The 18,350-nt window shown below is 51.2% G+C and carries 15 protein-coding genes, 1 tRNA gene and 4 other RNA genes; 12 read left to right on the forward strand and 8 right to left on the reverse strand.

Features of this window, described 5'->3' with window-relative positions; all coding sequences use genetic code 11:
* Nucleotides 1-90: 90 nt before the first annotated feature.
* On the reverse strand, nucleotides 91-585 hold the full coding sequence (gene lrp / locus ACK8NJ_RS15425) for a leucine-responsive transcriptional regulator Lrp (RefSeq protein ID WP_000228473.1): 495 nt from the start codon (nucleotides 583-585) through the stop codon (nucleotides 91-93).
* Between the two features lie 544 nt (nucleotides 586-1,129).
* On the opposite strand from lrp, the gene trxB reads away from it, so the two are divergent.
* The 10 genes from trxB (at nucleotide 1,130) to ACK8NJ_RS15460 (ending at nucleotide 8,011) form a co-directional block, all read left to right on the forward strand.
* Nucleotides 1,130-2,095: a thioredoxin-disulfide reductase gene (gene trxB, locus ACK8NJ_RS15430; RefSeq protein ID WP_411961774.1), complete on the forward strand. Its 966-nt coding sequence runs from the start codon at nucleotides 1,130-1,132 to the stop codon at nucleotides 2,093-2,095.
* Between the two features lie 122 nt (nucleotides 2,096-2,217).
* Nucleotides 2,218-3,984, forward strand: a complete 1,767-nt coding sequence (gene cydD, locus ACK8NJ_RS15435; protein ID WP_001043582.1) for a heme ABC transporter permease/ATP-binding protein CydD — start codon at nucleotides 2,218-2,220, stop codon at nucleotides 3,982-3,984.
* A complete protein-coding gene (cydC, locus tag ACK8NJ_RS15440; RefSeq protein WP_097438618.1) occupies nucleotides 3,985-5,706 on the forward strand; it encodes a heme ABC transporter ATP-binding protein/permease CydC in 1,722 nt (573 codons plus the stop codon).
* A 41-nt stretch (nucleotides 5,707-5,747) separates the two neighbouring features.
* A complete protein-coding gene (gene aat / locus ACK8NJ_RS15445) occupies nucleotides 5,748-6,452 on the forward strand; it encodes a leucyl/phenylalanyl-tRNA--protein transferase (RefSeq protein WP_001241678.1) in 705 nt (234 codons plus the stop codon).
* Between the two features lie 284 nt (nucleotides 6,453-6,736).
* Nucleotides 6,737-6,955: a translation initiation factor IF-1 gene (gene infA, locus ACK8NJ_RS15450; RefSeq protein ID WP_001040187.1), complete on the forward strand. Its 219-nt coding sequence runs from the start codon at nucleotides 6,737-6,739 to the stop codon at nucleotides 6,953-6,955.
* A 253-nt stretch (nucleotides 6,956-7,208) separates the two neighbouring features.
* A tRNA-Ser gene (locus tag ACK8NJ_RS15455) sits at nucleotides 7,209-7,296 on the forward strand.
* A gap of 42 nt (nucleotides 7,297-7,338) precedes the next feature.
* A non-coding RNA gene (locus ACK8NJ_RS23880) (RtT sRNA) lies at nucleotides 7,339-7,475 on the forward strand.
* A 42-nt stretch (nucleotides 7,476-7,517) separates the two neighbouring features.
* Nucleotides 7,518-7,654, forward strand: a non-coding RNA gene (locus tag ACK8NJ_RS23885) — RtT sRNA.
* A gap of 42 nt (nucleotides 7,655-7,696) precedes the next feature.
* Nucleotides 7,697-7,833: non-coding RNA, RtT sRNA (locus ACK8NJ_RS23890), on the forward strand.
* Between the two features lie 41 nt (nucleotides 7,834-7,874).
* A non-coding RNA gene (locus ACK8NJ_RS15460) (RtT sRNA) lies at nucleotides 7,875-8,011 on the forward strand.
* A 331-nt stretch (nucleotides 8,012-8,342) separates the two neighbouring features.
* On the opposite strand, the gene tnpA is transcribed toward ACK8NJ_RS15460, so the two are convergent.
* The 4 genes from tnpA to yljB form a co-directional block, all read right to left on the reverse strand.
* Nucleotides 8,343-8,801, reverse strand: coding sequence for an IS200/IS605-like element IS200C family transposase (gene tnpA, locus ACK8NJ_RS15465; RefSeq protein ID WP_000526135.1), 459 nt, complete (start codon nucleotides 8,799-8,801; stop codon nucleotides 8,343-8,345).
* A gap of 204 nt (nucleotides 8,802-9,005) precedes the next feature.
* A complete protein-coding gene (gene clpA / locus ACK8NJ_RS15470) occupies nucleotides 9,006-11,282 on the reverse strand; it encodes an ATP-dependent Clp protease ATP-binding subunit ClpA (protein WP_000934041.1) in 2,277 nt (758 codons plus the stop codon).
* A 30-nt stretch (nucleotides 11,283-11,312) separates the two neighbouring features.
* On the reverse strand, nucleotides 11,313-11,633 hold the full coding sequence (clpS, locus tag ACK8NJ_RS15475; RefSeq protein WP_000520781.1) for an ATP-dependent Clp protease adapter ClpS: 321 nt from the start codon (nucleotides 11,631-11,633) through the stop codon (nucleotides 11,313-11,315).
* Nucleotides 11,634-11,731: 98 nt separating this feature from the next.
* Entirely contained in the window at nucleotides 11,732-11,806 is a 75-nt protein-coding gene (yljB, locus tag ACK8NJ_RS15480; protein ID WP_001406719.1) for a protein YljB, read from the reverse strand.
* Between the two features lie 149 nt (nucleotides 11,807-11,955).
* Here yljB and cspD point away from each other — a divergent pair, with 149 nt between their 5' ends.
* On the forward strand, nucleotides 11,956-12,180 hold the full coding sequence (gene cspD / locus ACK8NJ_RS15485) for a cold shock-like protein CspD (RefSeq protein ID WP_000410785.1): 225 nt from the start codon (nucleotides 11,956-11,958) through the stop codon (nucleotides 12,178-12,180).
* 72 nt (nucleotides 12,181-12,252) lie between these two features.
* Here the strand turns inward: cspD and macB are convergent, their stop codons facing one another.
* Nucleotides 12,253-14,199, reverse strand: a complete 1,947-nt coding sequence (macB, locus tag ACK8NJ_RS15490; RefSeq protein ID WP_000188136.1) for a macrolide ABC transporter ATP-binding protein/permease MacB — start codon at nucleotides 14,197-14,199, stop codon at nucleotides 12,253-12,255.
* Nucleotides 14,196-15,311, reverse strand: a complete 1,116-nt coding sequence (gene macA / locus ACK8NJ_RS15495) for a macrolide transporter subunit MacA (RefSeq protein ID WP_000746460.1) — start codon at nucleotides 15,309-15,311, stop codon at nucleotides 14,196-14,198. Before macA ends, macB begins: the two co-directional genes overlap by 4 nt.
* A 150-nt stretch (nucleotides 15,312-15,461) precedes the next feature.
* Between macA and ACK8NJ_RS15500 the strand changes: the two genes are divergently transcribed.
* On the forward strand, nucleotides 15,462-16,418 hold the full coding sequence (locus tag ACK8NJ_RS15500; RefSeq protein ID WP_411961775.1) for a VirK/YbjX family protein: 957 nt from the start codon (nucleotides 15,462-15,464) through the stop codon (nucleotides 16,416-16,418).
* Here the strand turns inward: ACK8NJ_RS15500 and ACK8NJ_RS15505 are convergent.
* Nucleotides 16,415-18,073: an ATP-dependent endonuclease gene (locus tag ACK8NJ_RS15505; RefSeq protein ID WP_000599806.1), complete on the reverse strand. Its 1,659-nt coding sequence runs from the start codon at nucleotides 18,071-18,073 to the stop codon at nucleotides 16,415-16,417. The genes ACK8NJ_RS15500 and ACK8NJ_RS15505 overlap by 4 nt on opposite strands.
* Nucleotides 18,074-18,350: the final 277 nt, after the last annotated feature.

Consider the following 18,350-nt stretch of genomic DNA (forward strand, 5'->3'; position numbering starts at 1 on the left):
CGGACAACAGTACCAGGTTACCCCAGTACTGTTGCTGTATGGATTAACAGGAGTGTAATCAAAATACGCCGATTTTGCACCTGTTCCGTGTTAGCGCGTCTTAATAACCAGACGATTACTCTGCTTGACTTCTTCCATAACAACGTATGTCCGTGTGTCATTGACGCCAGGCAGACGCAGCAGGGTTTCCCCCAACAACTTACGGTAAGCTGACATATCCGGCACGCGTGTTTTCAACAGGTAGTCGAAATCACCGGATACTAAATGACACTCCTGAATTTCTTCAAGTTTTTGTACAGCGGTATTGAATTGTTCAAACACATCCGGTGCGCCACGATTCAGAGTAATCTCAACGAATACCAGAAGTGATGCATCCAGATAATGAGGGTTCAGCAGCGCCGTATAGCCCTGAATAAACCCTTGTCTTTCCAGCCGACGCACACGCTCAAGGCACGGCGTTGGGGAAAGTCCCACACGTTTAGAAAGCTCGACGTTAGAAATACGCCCATCCTTTTGCAACTCATTAAGAATGTTACGATCGATACGGTCGAGATCTTTGCCAGGGCGCTTCTTGCTATCTACCATTATTATTGTCTCTCTGTATTCCTTCCCTACTCCTGTCTGACCCTGAAACATCACTGTTCAGAGTCGCTACCCGTCACGATAGACCGAAATCATGAAGATTCACGGCGCGCAATGCCTGGGTCTACGGTGAGAAGACCGTTGCCTTGTGGCAGCTATCGACATCACGAATGGCGTCTGTCCACGCCATACGTAGATTTCACTAGCACGGTAAACATGGTATTTACATGCATGGTTATGCGCATATAAGAATACTGTTTTTTTTCTTCCTCGAATGTTTTCGCAAAACACCAGGGGATTGTCAAAGCAAAACATCGATTTTTAGTACAACATGCCAGATATTCATTACCAGGGGCGTTTATTCATCATTTAATCGGCTTATAAAGCGGGAAATTTAAGTAGCAGAGGTGATAATGACGGGAGAATTTGACCGTCTTATCGATGCTGCCGATTGCACAAATTGTTAACAAAATCGTCATACTCTTTTTTTACGTCTGTAAATTCCCTACAATCCTGCTCATTGTCTGCCAACAACTATGGGGATCTCATGGGCACGACCAAACACAGTAAACTGCTTATCCTGGGTTCAGGCCCGGCGGGATACACCGCTGCTGTCTACGCGGCACGCGCCAACCTGCAACCTGTGCTGATTACCGGCATGGAAAAAGGCGGCCAACTGACCACCACCACGGAAGTGGAAAACTGGCCTGGCGATCCAAACGATCTGACCGGTCCGTTATTAATGGAGCGCATGTACGAACATGCCACCAAATTTGAAACTGAAATCATCTTTGATCACATCAACAAAGTTGATTTGCAGAATCGTCCGTTCCGTCTGACTGGCGATAGCGGCGAATATACTTGCGACGCGCTGATTATTGCCACCGGAGCTTCTGCACGCTATCTCGGCCTGCCATCTGAAGAAGCCTTTAAAGGCCGTGGAGTTTCTGCTTGTGCAACCTGCGACGGTTTCTTCTATCGCAACCAGAAAGTTGCGGTCATCGGCGGCGGCAATACCGCGGTTGAAGAGGCGCTGTATCTGTCTAACATCGCTTCGGAAGTGCATCTGATTCACCGCCGTGACGGTTTCCGCGCGGAAAAAATCCTTATTAAGCGTCTGATGGATAAAGTGGAGAACGGCAACATCATTCTACACACCAACCGTACGCTGGAAGAGGTGACCGGCGATCAGATGGGCGTCACTGGCGTTCGTCTGCGCGATACGCAAAACAGCGATAACATCGAGTCACTCGATGTTGCCGGTCTGTTTGTTGCTATCGGTCACAGCCCGAATACTGCCATTTTCGAAGGGCAGCTGGAACTGGAAAACGGCTACATCAAAGTACAGTCGGGTATTCATGGTAATGCCACCCAGACCAGCATCCCTGGCGTCTTTGCCGCAGGCGACGTGATGGATCACATTTATCGCCAGGCTATTACATCTGCTGGTACAGGCTGCATGGCAGCACTTGATGCGGAACGCTACCTCGATGGTTTAGCTGACGCAAAATAATTTTACAAATCAGTAACAAAAGTAAAGAAGGCGACACCATGCGACTATGGGTCGCCTTTATTTTTTCCTCGTTGTAACATTGCTCTGCAAATAATTCTGATAACTCACCTGCTAAGCGTGCAATGAATAAATCCCGTCAAAAAGAGTTAACCCGCTGGTTAAAACAGCAAAGCGTCATCTCCCAACGTTGGCTGAATATTTCTCGTCTGCTGGGCTTTGTGAGCGGCATATTGATCATTGCCCAGGCCTGGTTCATGGCGCGAATTCTGCAACATATGATTATGGAGAATATTCCCCGTGAAGCCCTGCTGCTTCCCTTTACGTTACTGGTTCTGACCTTTGTACTGCGCGCATGGGTGGTCTGGTTACGCGAACGGGTGGGTTATCACGCCGGGCAGCATATCCGCTTTGCCATCCGCCGTCAGGTTCTCGACCGTCTGCAACAAGCAGGGCCAGCGTGGATTCAGGGCAAACCGGCGGGGAGCTGGGCGACGCTGGTACTCGAGCAAATTGACGATATGCATGATTACTATGCACGCTACCTGCCGCAAATGGCGCTGGCAGTGTCGGTGCCGTTGCTGATTGTGGTGGCTATCTTCCCCTCTAACTGGGCTGCGGCGCTCATTCTGCTGGGCACTGCTCCGTTAATTCCGTTGTTTATGGCGCTGGTTGGAATGGGGGCTGCCGATGCTAACCGACGTAACTTTCTCGCTCTTGCTCGCTTAAGTGGGCATTTTCTCGATCGCCTGCGCGGCATGGAAACATTGCGTATTTTTGGTCGTGGTGAAGCTGAAATTGAAAGTATTCGCTCTGCTTCGGAAGATTTCCGCCAACGGACAATGGAAGTGCTACGGCTGGCGTTTTTATCCTCCGGCATTCTCGAATTTTTTACCTCGCTGTCAATTGCTCTGGTGGCGGTCTACTTTGGTTTTTCCTATCTCGGCGAGCTGGATTTTGGTCACTATGATACTGGCGTGACGCTGGCTGCGGGTTTTCTGGCCCTGATCCTTGCGCCGGAGTTTTTCCAGCCATTACGCGATCTCGGTACGTTTTATCATGCTAAAGCCCAGGCTGTTGGCGCAGCTGACAGTCTGAAAACGTTTATGGAAACCCCGCTCGCCCATCCGCAACGTGGTGAGGCGGAATTAGCATCAACCGATCCGGTGACCATTGAAGCCGAGGATCTGTTTATTACATCACCAGAAGGTAAAACGCTGGCTGGACCGCTGAACTTTACTTTGCCAGCAGGCCAACGTGCAGTGTTGGTTGGTCGCAGCGGTTCAGGTAAAAGCTCACTGCTGAACGCGCTTTCTGGTTTTCTCTCATATCAGGGATCGCTACGAATCAACGGGATAGAATTACGCGATTTATCACCGGAATCATGGCGTAAACATCTCTCCTGGGTTGGGCAAAACCCACAATTACCGGCAGCAACACTACGGGATAACGTACTACTGGCACGACCTGATGCCAGCGAACACGAGTTACAAACAGCGCTGGATAACGCCTGGGTCAGTGAGTTTCTACCGCTCCTGCCACAAGGCGTTGATACGCCTGTTGGCGACCAGGCTGCCCGCCTTTCCGTGGGGCAGGCACAGCGCGTGGCGGTGGCCCGAGCATTACTAAATCCCTGTTCGCTATTACTGTTGGATGAACCCGCTGCCAGCCTTGATGCTCACAGTGAACAGCGCGTAATGGAGGCGCTTAATGCCGCCTCTCTGCGCCAGACAACGTTAATGGTCACCCACCAGTTAGAAGATCTTGCTGACTGGGATGTCATTTGGGTAATGCAGGATGGTCAGATTATTGAGCAAGGATGTTACGCGGAATTAAGTGTGGCTGGTGGCCCATTCGCCACATTACTGGCCCATCGTCAGGAGGAGATTTAAATGCGCGCTTTGCTACCCTATCTGGCACTGTATAAACGTCATAAATGGATGTTAAGTCTTGGTATTGTGCTGGCAATTGTCACGCTGCTCGCCAGTATCGGTCTGTTGACACTTTCCGGCTGGTTCCTCTCGGCCTCAGCGGTAGCGGGGGTTGCCGGACTGTACAGCTTCAACTATATGCTACCCGCTGCGGGCGTGCGTGGTGCAGCAATCACCCGTACTGCCGGGCGCTATTTTGAACGTCTGGTAAGTCACGACGCGACTTTCCGCGTGTTGCAGCATCTGCGCATTTATACCTTCAGCAAATTGCTGCCCCTCTCCCCTGCCGGGCTGGCGCGCTATCGTCAGGGCGAATTGCTCAACCGCGTGGTGGCGGATGTTGATACGCTCGATCATCTTTACCTGCGCGTTATCTCGCCGCTGGTGGGCGCTTTTGTGGTGATTATGGTGGTGACAATCGGGTTAAGTTTCCTTGATTTCACCCTCGCCTTTACGCTGGGCGGCATTATGTTACTGACGCTTTTCCTTATGCCACCACTGTTTTATCGTGCGGGAAAAAGCACCGGGCAAAATCTGACTCATCTTCGCGGGCAGTATCGCCAACAACTGACGGCCTGGCTGCAAGGGCAAGCTGAGCTGACCATTTTTGGTGCCAGCGATCGTTATCGCACGCAGTTAGAGAATACCGAAATTCAGTGGCTGGAAGCGCAACGTCGTCAATCTGAACTCACCGCATTGTCGCAAGCGATAATGCTGCTCATTGGCGCGTTAGCGGTGATCCTGATGCTGTGGATGGCGTCTGGCGGCGTTGGCGGCAATGCTCAACCCGGCGCGTTAATTGCCCTGTTTGTCTTCTGCGCGTTAGCCGCGTTTGAAGCACTGGCACCAGTAACGGGTGCATTTCAGCATCTGGGGCAAGTCATTGCCTCTGCCGTTCGGATCACTGATTTAACGGATCAAAAACCGGAAGTCACCTTCCCTGAAACCCAAACTCGTGTTGCCGCTCGCGTTTCGCTGACGTTACGGGATGTTCAGTTCACTTATCCGGAGCAATCCCAACAAGCACTTAAAGGGATTTCTCTTCAGGTAAATGCCGGGGAACATATTGCGATTCTTGGGCGAACCGGATGCGGCAAATCAACACTGTTACAACTGCTGACCCGCGCATGGGACCCGCAACAAGGCAAGATTTTGCTTAACGATAGCCCCATAGCCAGCCTGAATGAAGCGGCTCTACGACAGACCATCAGCGTTGTTCCTCAGCGAGTGCATCTGTTTAGCGCCACGCTGCGTGATAATCTGTTACTCGCCTCACCTGGCAGTAGTGATGAGGCTCTGGCGGAGATCTTGCGTCGCGTTGGTCTGGAGAAGCTGCTCGAGGATGCAGGTCTCAACAGTTGGTTGGGTGAAGGCGGACGCCAGCTCTCCGGTGGTGAACTGCGCCGTCTGGCTATCGCCCGTGCGCTGTTACATGATGCGCCGCTGGTATTGCTGGATGAACCTACAGAAGGCTTAGATGCCACAACCGAAAGTCAGATCCTTGAATTGCTTGCAGAAATGATGCGTGAGAAAACGGTGTTAATGGTCACCCATCGACTTCGCGGACTCTCTCGTTTCCAACAAATAATAGTGATGGACAACGGGCAAATTATTGAGCAAGGTACTCACGCAGAACTGCTTGCCAGACAGGGGCGTTATTACCAGTTCAAGCAGGGTTTGTAAGCTATTATTGAACGATCCGACTTGCGTGGAGTTTTGCGGTCATGCGCCTGGTTCAGCTTTCTCGCCATTCAATAGCCTTCCCTTCCCCGGAAGGCGCATTACGTGAGCCTAACGGCCTGCTGGCACTGGGGGGCGATCTTAGCCCTGCGCGCCTGTTAATGGCTTACCAGCGTGGTATTTTTCCGTGGTTTTCTCCAGGTGACCCCATCCTCTGGTGGTCTCCCGATCCCCGCGCGGTGCTTTGGCCTGAATCACTGCATATCAGCCGTAGTATGAAGCGATTTCATAAACGCTCGCCCTATCGAGTCACGATGAATTACGCTTTTGGTCAGGTCATTGAAGGCTGTGCCAGCGATCGCGAAGAAGGAACCTGGATCACGCGTGGCGTGGTCGAAGCCTACCATCGCCTTCACGAACTCGGTCATGCCCACTCTATTGAAGTCTGGCGTGAAGATGAGCTTGTCGGCGGTATGTACGGCGTGGCCCAGGGAACGCTATTTTGTGGCGAGTCCATGTTCAGCCGGATGGAAAATGCGTCTAAAACGGCGCTTCTGGTATTCTGTGAGGAATTTATTGGTCATGGCGGTAAACTTATCGACTGCCAGGTCCTTAACGATCACACAGCGTCGCTTGGTGCCTGCGAAATTCCCCGCCGGGATTACCTCAATTATCTCAATCAAATGCGCCTCGGACGATTGCCGAATAATTTCTGGGTACCACGGTGCTTGTTTTCACCACAAGAATGAATGTTTTCGGCACATTTCTCCCCAGAGTGTTATAATTGCGGTCGCAGAGTTGGTTACGCTCATTACCCCGCTGCCGATAAGGAATTTTTCGCGTCAGGTAACGCCCATCGTTTATCTCACCGCTCCCTTATACGTTGCGCTTTTGGTGCGGCTTAGCCGTGTGTTTTCGGAGTAATGTGCCGAACCTGTTTGTTGCGATTTAGCGCGCAAATCTTTACTTATTTACAGAACTTCGGCATTATCTTGCCGGTTCAAATTACGGTAGTGATACCCCAGAGGATTAGATGGCCAAAGAAGACAATATTGAAATGCAAGGTACCGTTCTTGAAACGTTGCCTAATACCATGTTCCGCGTAGAGTTAGAAAACGGTCACGTGGTTACTGCACACATCTCCGGTAAAATGCGCAAAAACTACATCCGCATCCTGACGGGCGACAAAGTGACTGTTGAACTGACCCCGTACGACCTGAGCAAAGGCCGCATTGTCTTCCGTAGTCGCTGATTGTTTTACCGCCTGATGGGCGAAGAGAAAGAACGAGTAAAAGGTCGGTTTAACCGGCCTTTTTATTTTGTGATATGTATGAAGTACTTTGGAAGTATAAGTCCATAACTTGTCTCGATGTAGATATACTGCACAACTTGTTTACAGTATGAGCAAACAATAATTATCATTAAAATTCTTCTTGACCGTTTTACTCCAACTCCCTATAGTAGCGCCCCGTTGCCACCCATGAGGTTTGGTAGCAAAACAATTTGGTGAGGTGTCCGAGTGGCTGAAGGAGCACGCCTGGAAAGTGTGTATACGGCAACGTATCGGGGGTTCGAATCCCCCCCTCACCGCCATATTCAAAGAAGAGCTCGTACGAAAGTGCGAGCTTTTTTTTCGCATATTGCACTCCAGGGGGGATGAGAAGCCCCGACCGGGGTTCGACAACTGGCGCAGCCAGTTGGACAGACCACGAACACAGTGAGTGGGCTGCCCGCAGGGCGAGCGAAGCGAGTCAATCCCCCCCTCACCGCCATATTCAAAGAAGAGCTCGTACGAAAGTGCGAGCTTTTTTTTCGCATATTGCACTCCAGGGGGGATGAGAAGCCCCGACCGGGGTTCGACAACTGGCGCAGCCAGTTGGACAGACCACGAACACAGTGAGTGGGCTGCCCGCAGGGCGAGCGAAGCGAGTCAATCCCCCCCTCACCGCCATATTCAAAGAAGAGCTCGTACGAAAGTGCGAGCTTTTTTTTCGCATATTGCACTCCAGGGGGGATGAGAAGCCCCGACCGGGGTTCGACAACTGGCGCAGCCAGTTGGACAGACCACGAACACAGTGAGTGGGCTGCCCGCAGGGCGAGCGAAGCGAGTCAATCCCCCCCTCACCGCCATATTCAAAGAAGAGCTCGTACGAAAGTACGAGTTTTTTTTCGCATATTGCACTCCAGGGGGGATGAGAAGCCCCGACCGGGGTTCGACAACTGGCGCAGCCAGTTGGACAGACCACTCACGCAGTGAGTGGGCTGCCCGCAGGGCGAGCGAAGCGAGTCAATCCCCCCCTCACCGCCATATTCAAAGAAGAGCTCGTACGAAAGTACGAGTTTTTTTTCGCATTTTATCTGCCTGTACGGCAGTGAACTCAAATACTACACGTCTAGCCCGTTGTTAATAAAGCAAAACCATCTCATTTTCCTGCTACCACCCTTTTTTATCCTTACCTTCCCGCAGCACTAATTATCAACAACTTACCATCATCATCAAAAAAAGGGTCTGAACCTCCTCCACCCCATAAATAAATATCCTCCGGCATAGCCGGAGGTTTTTCAAATGCGCCTATAAGGCTCTCTTACCAGCCGCGCCCTAACAGGCGCACACGATCTGATATTTGTATCCAACTTCGTTACTTACGGCCCGTAAACGGGCTGCCCGGATAGGGAATCGATAACTGCTCTCCCATTTTATCCTCTTCAAGCTGGTGCTTTATGTAATCCTGTATCTTCGCCGTGTTCTTACCCACCGTATCGACGTAGTACCCTCTGCACCAGAACTCCCTGTTCCTGTATTTGAATTTCAAATCACCAAACTGCTCGTAAAGCATCAGACTGCTTTTCCCTTTCAGATATCCCATAAAGCCGGATACGCTCATTTTGGGCGGGATCTCCACAAGCATATGGATATGATCTGCACAGCATTCAGCTTCCAGAATCCGTACACTTTTCCACTCACACAGCTTTCTCAAAATACTGCCTATTGCTCTACGCTTCTCTCTGTAGAACACCTGTCTTCGGTATTTTGGCGCAAAAACTATGTGATATTTACAGTTCCATCGGGTGTGCGCTAAGCTCTTTTCGTTCCCCATTGGGACCCCCTTTTGATTTCTTGTTTGACACTTGCAGTTGCCAGACCGCAAGGTGTTTTAACAAATCAAAAGGGGTTTTAATAACTGGCTTAAAGCTGAAAGCTTTCCGGAACCCCCAGCCTAGCTGGGGGTTTTCTGTGCACAACAAAAAGTCCGTAACCTCTTTCGAGATTACGGACTTCACCAACCTACCTAACAATCAGATTAATGCGCTGCTTCCGCCTTGTGCTTTTGTGCACTCTGGAATCCGTAAGTCAGCTCATTTTTCTCTTTATCCAGCGCGACGGTGACCTGACCGCCGTCCACCAGCGAACCAAACAGCAGTTCGTTGGCGAGCGGTTTTTTCAGGTTGTCCTGGATGACACGCGCCATCGGACGTGCGCCCATTGCCCGGTCGTAACCTTTCTCGGCCAGCCAGTTACGCGCTTCCTGGCTCACTTCCAGAGAAACACCTTTCTGATCCAGCTGAACCTGCAACTCGACGATGAATTTATCCACTACCTGATGGATCACGTCGGTGGAGAGATGATCGAACCAGATAATGTTGTCGAGACGGTTACGAAACTCCGGCGTAAAGATCTTCTTGATCTCTTCCATCGCATCGGTACTGTTGTCCTGGTGGATAAGACCAATCGATTTACGCTCAGTTTCTCGTACCCCAGCGTTGGTGGTCATCACCAATACCACGTTACGGAAGTCCGCTTTGCGTCCGTTGTTATCGGTCAGCGTACCGTTGTCCATCACCTGCAACAGAATATTGAACACGTCCGGGTGCGCTTTCTCGATTTCGTCCAGCAGCAGCACCGCATGTGGATGCTTGATGACCGCATCAGTCAGCAAACCGCCCTGATCAAAACCAACGTATCCCGGAGGCGCACCAATCAGACGGCTGACGGTATGGCGTTCCATATACTCGGACATATCAAAGCGCAGAAGCTCAATGCCCAAAGCTTTCGAAAGCTGTACCGTCACCTCTGTTTTCCCGACCCCGGTAGGGCCTGCAAACAGGAACGAACCGACCGGTTTATGTTCGTGACCTAAACCTGCACGCGCCATCTTAATGGCTTCAGTCAGAGCCTCAATGGCTTTATCCTGACCGAAGACCAGCATTTTCAGGCGATCGCCGAGGTTTTTCAGGGTATCGCGGTCACTCTGAGAAACACTCTTCTCTGGAATGCGTGCAATACGGGCCACCACGGACTCAATATCCGCCACATTAACGGTTTTCTTGCGTTTGCTTACCGGCATCAGGCGTGCGCGAGCGCCCGCTTCGTCGATAACGTCAATGGCTTTATCCGGCAGATGACGATCGTTAATGTATTTCACCGCCAGCTCTACCGCTGCACGCACCGCTTTTGCGGTATAACGCACGTCGTGGTGCGCTTCATACTTCGGTTTCAGGCCATTGATGATTTGAACAGTTTCTTCGATCGACGGTTCAGTAATATCAATTTTCTGGAAGCGACGCGCCAGAGCACGGTCTTTCTCGAAAATGTTGCTGAACTCCTGATAGGTTGTCGAACCAATTACGCGAATTTTACCGCTGGAGAGCAGCGGTTTGATCAGGTTAGCCGCATCGACCTGGCCACCAGAGGCTGCACCCGCACCGATAATGGTGTGGATCTCATCAATAAACAGGATGCTGTTAGTATCCTGCTCCAGCTGCTTGAGCAACGCTTTAAAACGTTTTTCAAAGTCGCCGCGATATTTTGTACCCGCTAACAGAGAACCGATATCGAGAGAGTAAATCGTACAGTCAGCCATCACTTCCGGCACATCACCCTGAACAATTCGCCAGGCAAGACCTTCTGCAATCGCGGTTTTACCGACACCAGATTCCCCCACCAGCAGCGGGTTGTTTTTACGGCGACGGCAGAGAACCTGAATAGCACGCTCCAGCTCCTTCTCACGACCAATCAGTGGGTCGATTCCGCCCACGCGTGCAAGCTGATTCAGGTTCGTCGTGAAATTCTCCATACGTTCCTCCCCACCAGCTTGTTCTTCGCTGTTTGGCTGGCTGCCAGGATCAGAAGACTGTGTCGGCTCGTCTTTACGCGTGCCATGAGAGATAAAGTTCACCACATCGAGACGGCTGACTTCATGTTTACGCAACAGATATGCCGCCTGCGACTCCTGTTCGCTAAAGATAGCGACCAGAACGTTTGCACCGGTAACCTCATTGCGACCGGAGGACTGGACATGGAAGACCGCACGTTGCAGTACACGCTGAAAACTCAGCGTCGGCTGTGTGTCGCGCTCCTCTTCACTGGCAGGCAGAACGGGTGTGGTTTGTTCAATAAAGGCTTCCAGTTCCTGACGGAGCGCAACCAAATCCACAGAACACGCTTCCAGCGCCTCCCGGGCAGATGGGTTACTGAGCAGCGCCAGTAACAAGTGCTCGACGGTCATAAACTCATGACGGTGCTCGCGCGCTCTGGCGAAAGCCATATTTAAACTGAGTTCCAGTTCTTGATTGAGCATAGGCACCTCCCCCAATTTTTATGCCTGCATTCAGGCTTTTTCTAGCGTACACAGCAATGGATGCTCATTCTCCCTCGCGTACTTGTTCACCATCGCCACTTTGGTTTCTGCAACCTCGGCGGTAAAGACTCCGCAAATGGCCTTCCCCTGGTAGTGAACAGCGAGCATCAATTGCGTTGCACGTTCTACATCATAAGAAAAGAATTTTTGTAACACGTCAATAACAAACTCCATCGGAGTGTAATCATCATTGACTAATATCACTTTATACATAGATGGCGGTTTTAGCGCGTCGCGAACTTTTTCTTCCGCCAGTTGATCAAAGTCCAGCCAGTCGTTCGTTTTACCCATTGTCAGTTATCATCTTCGGTTACGGTTATCGGCAGAACGCCCTGCCGCTGACAAGAGCTTATTTGCCTGACCAATCTACTCCACATGATAGATAACTATCATCTATCGTTGGCATCAGCGACATCTGTCACATTCCTGTCAATAGCGTTAACTGCTTCAAATTTTTGATTCATACCTGCCCCCTGGCCCCTGTCAAATGCTTGACGGCTCGCCCTAATTCTCTAAATTGTATTTCTAGAGTTGGCGAGGTTTTGAACAGCCCCCTCTCTGACCCCGGTTTATTCCATCTTACTTGTATAAGATTTGCGAAGGATGTCGAAGCATGGAAAAGGGTACTGTTAAGTGGTTCAACAATGCCAAAGGGTTTGGTTTCATCTGCCCTGAAGGCGGCGGCGAAGATATTTTCGCTCATTATTCCACCATTCAGATGGATGGTTACAGAACGCTAAAAGCTGGACAATCCGTTCAGTTTGATGTCCACCAGGGGCCAAAAGGCAATCACGCCAGTGTTATTGTGCCCGTCGAAGTAGAAGCGGCAGTCGCATAGCTCTTCTGTCTCATTGTGTACATCCTAAAGGCAAAATGCCAGCCCGATCGGCTGGCATTTTTATCTCAAAAATTACTCTCGTGCCAGAGCATCTACTGGATCCAGTCGTGCCGCATTTCGTGCGGGTAACCAGCCAAATAAAATCCCGGTGACCGTCGAGCAGAGAAACGCCAGCAGCAGCGCCAACGGTGAAAAACCAATCTCCCAGCCGGGTAAGAAAAGCTGCAAGGTGAAAGCAATTAACAGTGACAGTGTTATTCCCAACGCGCCACCGACCAGGCAAACCAGTACGGCTTCGATCAGAAACTGTTGCAAAACATCGCTTGCTCGCGCACCTACAGCCATGCGAATGCCAATTTCCCGCGTCCGCTCGGTCACTGACACCAGCATAATATTCATTACACCAATACCGCCCACCACCAGTGAAATCACCGCCACCAGCGTCAGAAACAGTTGTAAAGTACGTGTGGTCTTTTCAACGGTTTTCAAGACGCCGTCCATGTTCCAGGTAAAGAAATCCTTCTTACCGTGGCGCAGTGAAAGTAAACGCGTGAGTTGCTGTTCCGCCTCAGCGCTGTCAAATCCTTCTTTCACCCTGACAGTAATGGAGTTCAGCCACGACTGGCCCATAACTCGCCCGGACATCGTGCTGTAAGGTAGCCAGACACGCAGCACTTTACTGCTACCAAACATCGACTGTTTTTCTTCCGCCACACCAATGACTCTGGCGGGCATATTGCCGACCAGAATCACCTCGCCAACCACATCTGCTTTATGGGGGAAAAGCTGGCGGCGAGTATTACTGTCGAGAACTACGACCTGCGCACGACCGTTCAGCTGCTCCTGATTAAAGGTGTTCCCTTCACTGAAGGTCATGCCATAGACATTAAAATAATCGCCGCTCACGCCATTGGCACTGGCAGCAACATCAACATTGTTATAACGCAGGCGCAGGTTTTGCGAGACGGCAGGTGTGGCTGAGGCGACCCACGGTTGTTTTTGAATGGCGATTAAGTCGTCGTACTTCAGCGCCTGCTGATATTGCGGATCGTCATCGCCAAAATCTTTTCCGGGATAGACATCAATAGTATTCGTACCAATAGAACGAATATCCGCCAGCACCATTTGTTTGGCGGCGTCGCCCACCACGACAATGGAAACCACCGACGCAATACCGATAATAATCCCCAGCATGGTCAGTAAAGTACGCATTTTATTCGCTGCCAGCGCCCGCCATGCCATCGTCAGCGCCTCGTTAAAACCGCTGACAAACTGCCGCCAGCCAGAGGCCGTGTTGACAACAGGTTCCGTCCCGCCAGCAACATTCACTTTTTCAATGGCGGGAGGATTGCGCACAATTTCGCCGTCGCGAATTTCGATCACCCGCTCGGCCTGAGCAGCGACCTGCGGATCGTGGGTAACGATAATCACCGTATGCCCGCGATCGCGCAGCTGATGCAGGATCGCCATCACCTCTTCGCCAGAATGGCTGTCCAGTGCGCCGGTCGGTTCATCGGCAAGAATTACCTGACCGCCGTTCATCAATGCCCGCGCGATGCTGACGCGCTGTTGCTGACCACCCGAAAGCTGTGCCGGATAATACTCTGTACGGTCTTCCAGCCCCAGTCGTTGCAGCAACTCCTGGGCGCGAAGCAGCCGCTGTTTCCGCTCAAGACCGGCATAGACGGCGGGTACTTCAACGTTCTGCTCGGCGGTTAAATGCGAAAGCAAATGGTAACGCTGGAAAATAAAGCCGAAATGCTCGCGGCGCAGTTGCGCCAGCGCATCGGCGTCCAGCGTGGCAACATCCTGACCGGCTACGCGATAGGTGCCGCTGGTGGCCTTATCCAGGCAGCCGAGAATATTCATCAGGGTCGATTTACCGGAACCCGAAGCGCCAACAATCGCTACCATCTCACCCGCATAAATATCGAGGCTGATGCCCTTCAGCACCTCAACCTGCTCATCACCGGCAGGATAGCTGCGACGAATATCCTTTAATTCGAGCAAAGGCGTCATTGTGCAGCTCCTGGTTTGGCCTCACCAATCACCACTTCATCGCCCGCTTCCAGCCCTTTGACAATCTCAACATCGGTATCGTTACGTGCGCCAATCGTCACTTCACGCTCGCGTGTTTCACCATTACGCAACAATTTGACTTTATAACGATTATCGCCAACCGGATCGCCTAACGCCGACAGAGGGATCGTCAGCACATTTTTCACATCGGTGAGCTGAATATGCACTTGCGCGGTCATATCCAGCCGCAGCAAACCATTGGGGTTGGGGACTTCAAAACGGGCGTAATAGAAAATAGCGTCGTTAACCTTTTCCGGCGTCGGTAGCACATCCTTGATTTGTCCCTCATAGCGCGTCAGCGGATCGCCAAGCACCGTAAACCAGGCTTTTTGCCCCGGCTTCAGGTGGATTACATCCGCTTCAGAAACCTGCGCTTTTACCAGCATGGTGCTCATATCTGCCAGCGTCAGAATGTTCGGTGCTTGTTGTGCGGCAATCACCGTCTGGCCTTGCAGAGTGGTGATTTGCGTGACTTCCCCGGCCATCGGAGCAACGATGCGGGTGTAATCGAGATTGGTTTTAGCCGTATCGAGAGAGGCCTGATTGCGCTTGATTTGCGCGTCAATGGTGCCAATTTGCGCCTGTTTCACAGCCATCTCCGTCGCGGCGGTATCGAGATCCTGCTGTGAAACCGCTTGCGTTTGTGCAAGACGTTGCTGACGGGAATACGTCACCCGCGCCAGTTTCAGCTCCGCTTCCGCCTGCTGCCGCTGCGCGCGTAGCTCCATCAGCGTTGCTTCCACCTCCTTAATCTGGTTTTCAGCCTGTTCAGGATCAATAACCCCTAAAAGCTGGTCTTTTTTTACTTTATCGCCAATCGCCACCGACAGCGTTTTCAACTGACCGCTGACCTGCGCGCCCACATCAACCTTACGCAGCGCGTCCAGCTTTCCGGTCGCCAGCACGCTTTGCTGTAAATCACCGGGGCGCACAATCAGCGTCTGATAAGTCGGCACGGGTGCGTTAAGAATTCTCCATAACGTAATCAGCCCGGCGATGACTATCACCAGCGCAATAACGTAACGCTTCTTCACGGTTTTCCGCTTTTTCATAAATATTCTGAATACTCCATATGCCAATCCGGGTCATTAACTTCAACGAAATATCAACAAAACCCTAAAATTTACGTTAGTAATCACACTATTGATGTTTGGTTAAGATACGCAATGGTGAAATCGACGTCATGTATAACCATTGATTTCATGAATATGTCGCAGCTAACTGAACGGACCTTTACGCCATCTGAATCTCTCAGCAGCCTGTCACTTTTTCTTAGTCTGGCACGTGGACAGTGTCGGCCGGGTAAATTCTGGCATCGCCGTAGTTTTCGCCATAAATTTTTGCTGCGCTCGTTGATTATGCCGCGTTTAAGCGTTGAGTGGATGAACGAACTTTCCCACTGGCCTAATCTCAATGTGTTGTTAACGCGCCAGCCGCGACTGCCTGTGCGTCTGCATCGCCCTTACCTTGCGGCGAATCTTAGCCGTAAGCAATTGCTGGAGGCGTTACGTTACCATTATGCGTTACTCCGCGGGTGTATGTCGGCGGAAGAATTCAGCTTATATTTGAATACCCCCGGGCTGCAACTGGCTAAACTGGAAGGCAAAAACGGCGAGCAGTTCACGCTTGAGCTGACCATGATGATCTCAATGGATAAAGAAGGTGACAGCACAATCCTGTTCCGCAACAGCGAAGGTATTCCTCTGGCAGAGATCACGTTTACCCTGTGTGAATATCAGGGGAAAAGAACAATGTTTATTGGCGGACTGCAAGGCGCAAAATGGGAAATTCCACATCAGGAAATCCAGAATGCGACGAAAGCCTGCCACGGGCTATTTCCCAAACGCCTCGTGATGGAAGCGGCCTGTCTGTTTGCCCAACGTTTGCAGGTAGAGCAGATTATTGCCGTCAGCAATGAAACGCATATTTACCGCAGCCTGCGTTATCGCGATAAAGAAGGCAAGATCCATGCCGATTACAACGCGTTCTGGGAGTCGGTTGGCGGCGTATGTGATGCTGAACGCCATTACCGCCTTCCGGCACAGATAGCACGAAAAGAGATTGCCGAAATCGCCAGTAAAAAACGGGCTGAATACCGTCGGCGCTATGAGATGCTCGACGCTATTCAGCCACAAATGGCCACGATGTTTCGCGGTTAATCCGCGCGACCGCGCGCCAGCCACAGCACGCGTGAGAACATTTTTTTCAGCAGCGTCGGTACGGAATCCACACCACGACGTCCTGCCTCCATTGCCACTTCAATGGCAAGATCGGGTTTGGAAGAGCGATGGATCGCTTTCGAGATAATTTTGCGCAGATTCATCGGTACATTTTCCGGGATTTGCGCCACGCGGTGGAACACATCGGAAAATCCCTGGCGATACATAAAATGTTCCATATCCAGCGCCGGTAACGCCGTTAAATGTTCTCGTTCGGCTTCCCGATCGTTATTCAACAGGCTGCGTACCGTAGCGGCATATTTCTTCCCTGCTTCATCGCCATCGACCAGTACATGCCATTCAATCCCCATTCGCCGGGCAAATTTAACCAGTGGCTTTAGCCCGGACTGGGCAAACTCAATGACCTTGATCCCTTCGGCATCAAAATGATGTCCGCACTGACGCGCCAGTTCATTGATAACCCAGGTTTCCGTTTCGCCTTCCACCAGCAGCCAGCAGCGTGCAAACAACGATGACGGACGATTAAAACGAATATGGAAAGAGATGCGTCGGCTGTCTTCGGTACTCAAACCACTCGGCCCCAGACGCCAGGCGGCAACGCGCGAGGACTCACGTACCAGTCGGCAAACATGCTCTACCGGCGTTAACGAAAGCAACTCACCCGAGTTGGTGGTGGCAATGCGCTGCAATGGTAGAAGATTCAACAGATGCCAGGCAACTGAAAGCATAATGGGGTGTAAACGGGTTTCTGGATCTTCGATCAGCAACAATGGACGGGCGTCTTTATCCAGCCGCAATGTGCCTTTTGCCTGCAATAAAGTAGCAAACAGGCCGAGCAAAATAACCCGATACGAGCGCCCTCCAGGTCGGTCAATCATCCGGTTGATGATATCCAGATAGCGCCAGCTTCGTTGCTCATTGCTGGCTCGCCGCCGCATTAAACGATATCGCGCCTGTCCGGCCCCCTGCTCAGAGAAATAATGCTCAAGCAGCTGTACCATTGCGGAAAGTCCCTGACGAATCTGCCCATCAGAGAGATTTTGCGGATGTGAGGACAACTCACGGGCGAGGAAATCGAGCTGGCGCGCGGTGACTTCCACATTAGGGACATTTGGCACCGTGCCGTTACGAATACGGCGCATAAAACGGGCATCACGCAAGCGCAGCACCGGCATTAAACGCACCAGATGGCGTGCCTGATCGTTAATATCCTCGACATCAATCGGATGTCCGTCTTTATCGAGAAAACTGCGCAGTGTCATCACGCTGCCGTCTTCCGCACTCTCCCCTTCCAGACGATAAAAAATACGGTGATAGCCATCGGTGCATGGCGTCCAGCACGCTTCCAGCGGCCGATAGCGGCGAACCCGATGTCGGCCTGGCAGCGATTCGCGGAAGGTCAAAATAATATGCAGATGATGTTCTCGCCCGTTGATATCTCCCGGCGGGAACCAGAAATCGTCGCGCTCAAAATGGTAGAGATCTGATTCTGGCGATAGCAGCAGGGTTAAGGCGTCCAGCAAGCTGGATTTACCCCACGCGTTCTCCCCAATCAGGACGTTGTTTTGTTCCAGCATCAACGACAAACGGTTGATACCGCGAAAACCCACAATTTCAACGCGCTCAAGAATCATATCCCCTCCAGAAATATGTGACTTATCCTTTACGCTGGCAGTATAACGGGAAAGGCCTTACTAATACGTGATGACATCACATTTAAGCATGGCAAATGTCTGAAAAATGAGCGAATAATCGCGTTATACTCCCTCTTGCTGATAAGCCTGCAAAAACAACAAAATCAAATAATTAGCATGATAAATTATTTTTTATTACGCCTAAAGGATTAAATCTTTCGCTTGCACTACACTGTCAATCAGACAAATGACTATATGGGGCAACCCGCTGTTGCCC

The organism is Escherichia sp. F1, from assembly GCF_046764225.1.
GTDB classification, from domain to species: Bacteria; Pseudomonadota; Gammaproteobacteria; order Enterobacterales; family Enterobacteriaceae; genus Escherichia; species Escherichia coli.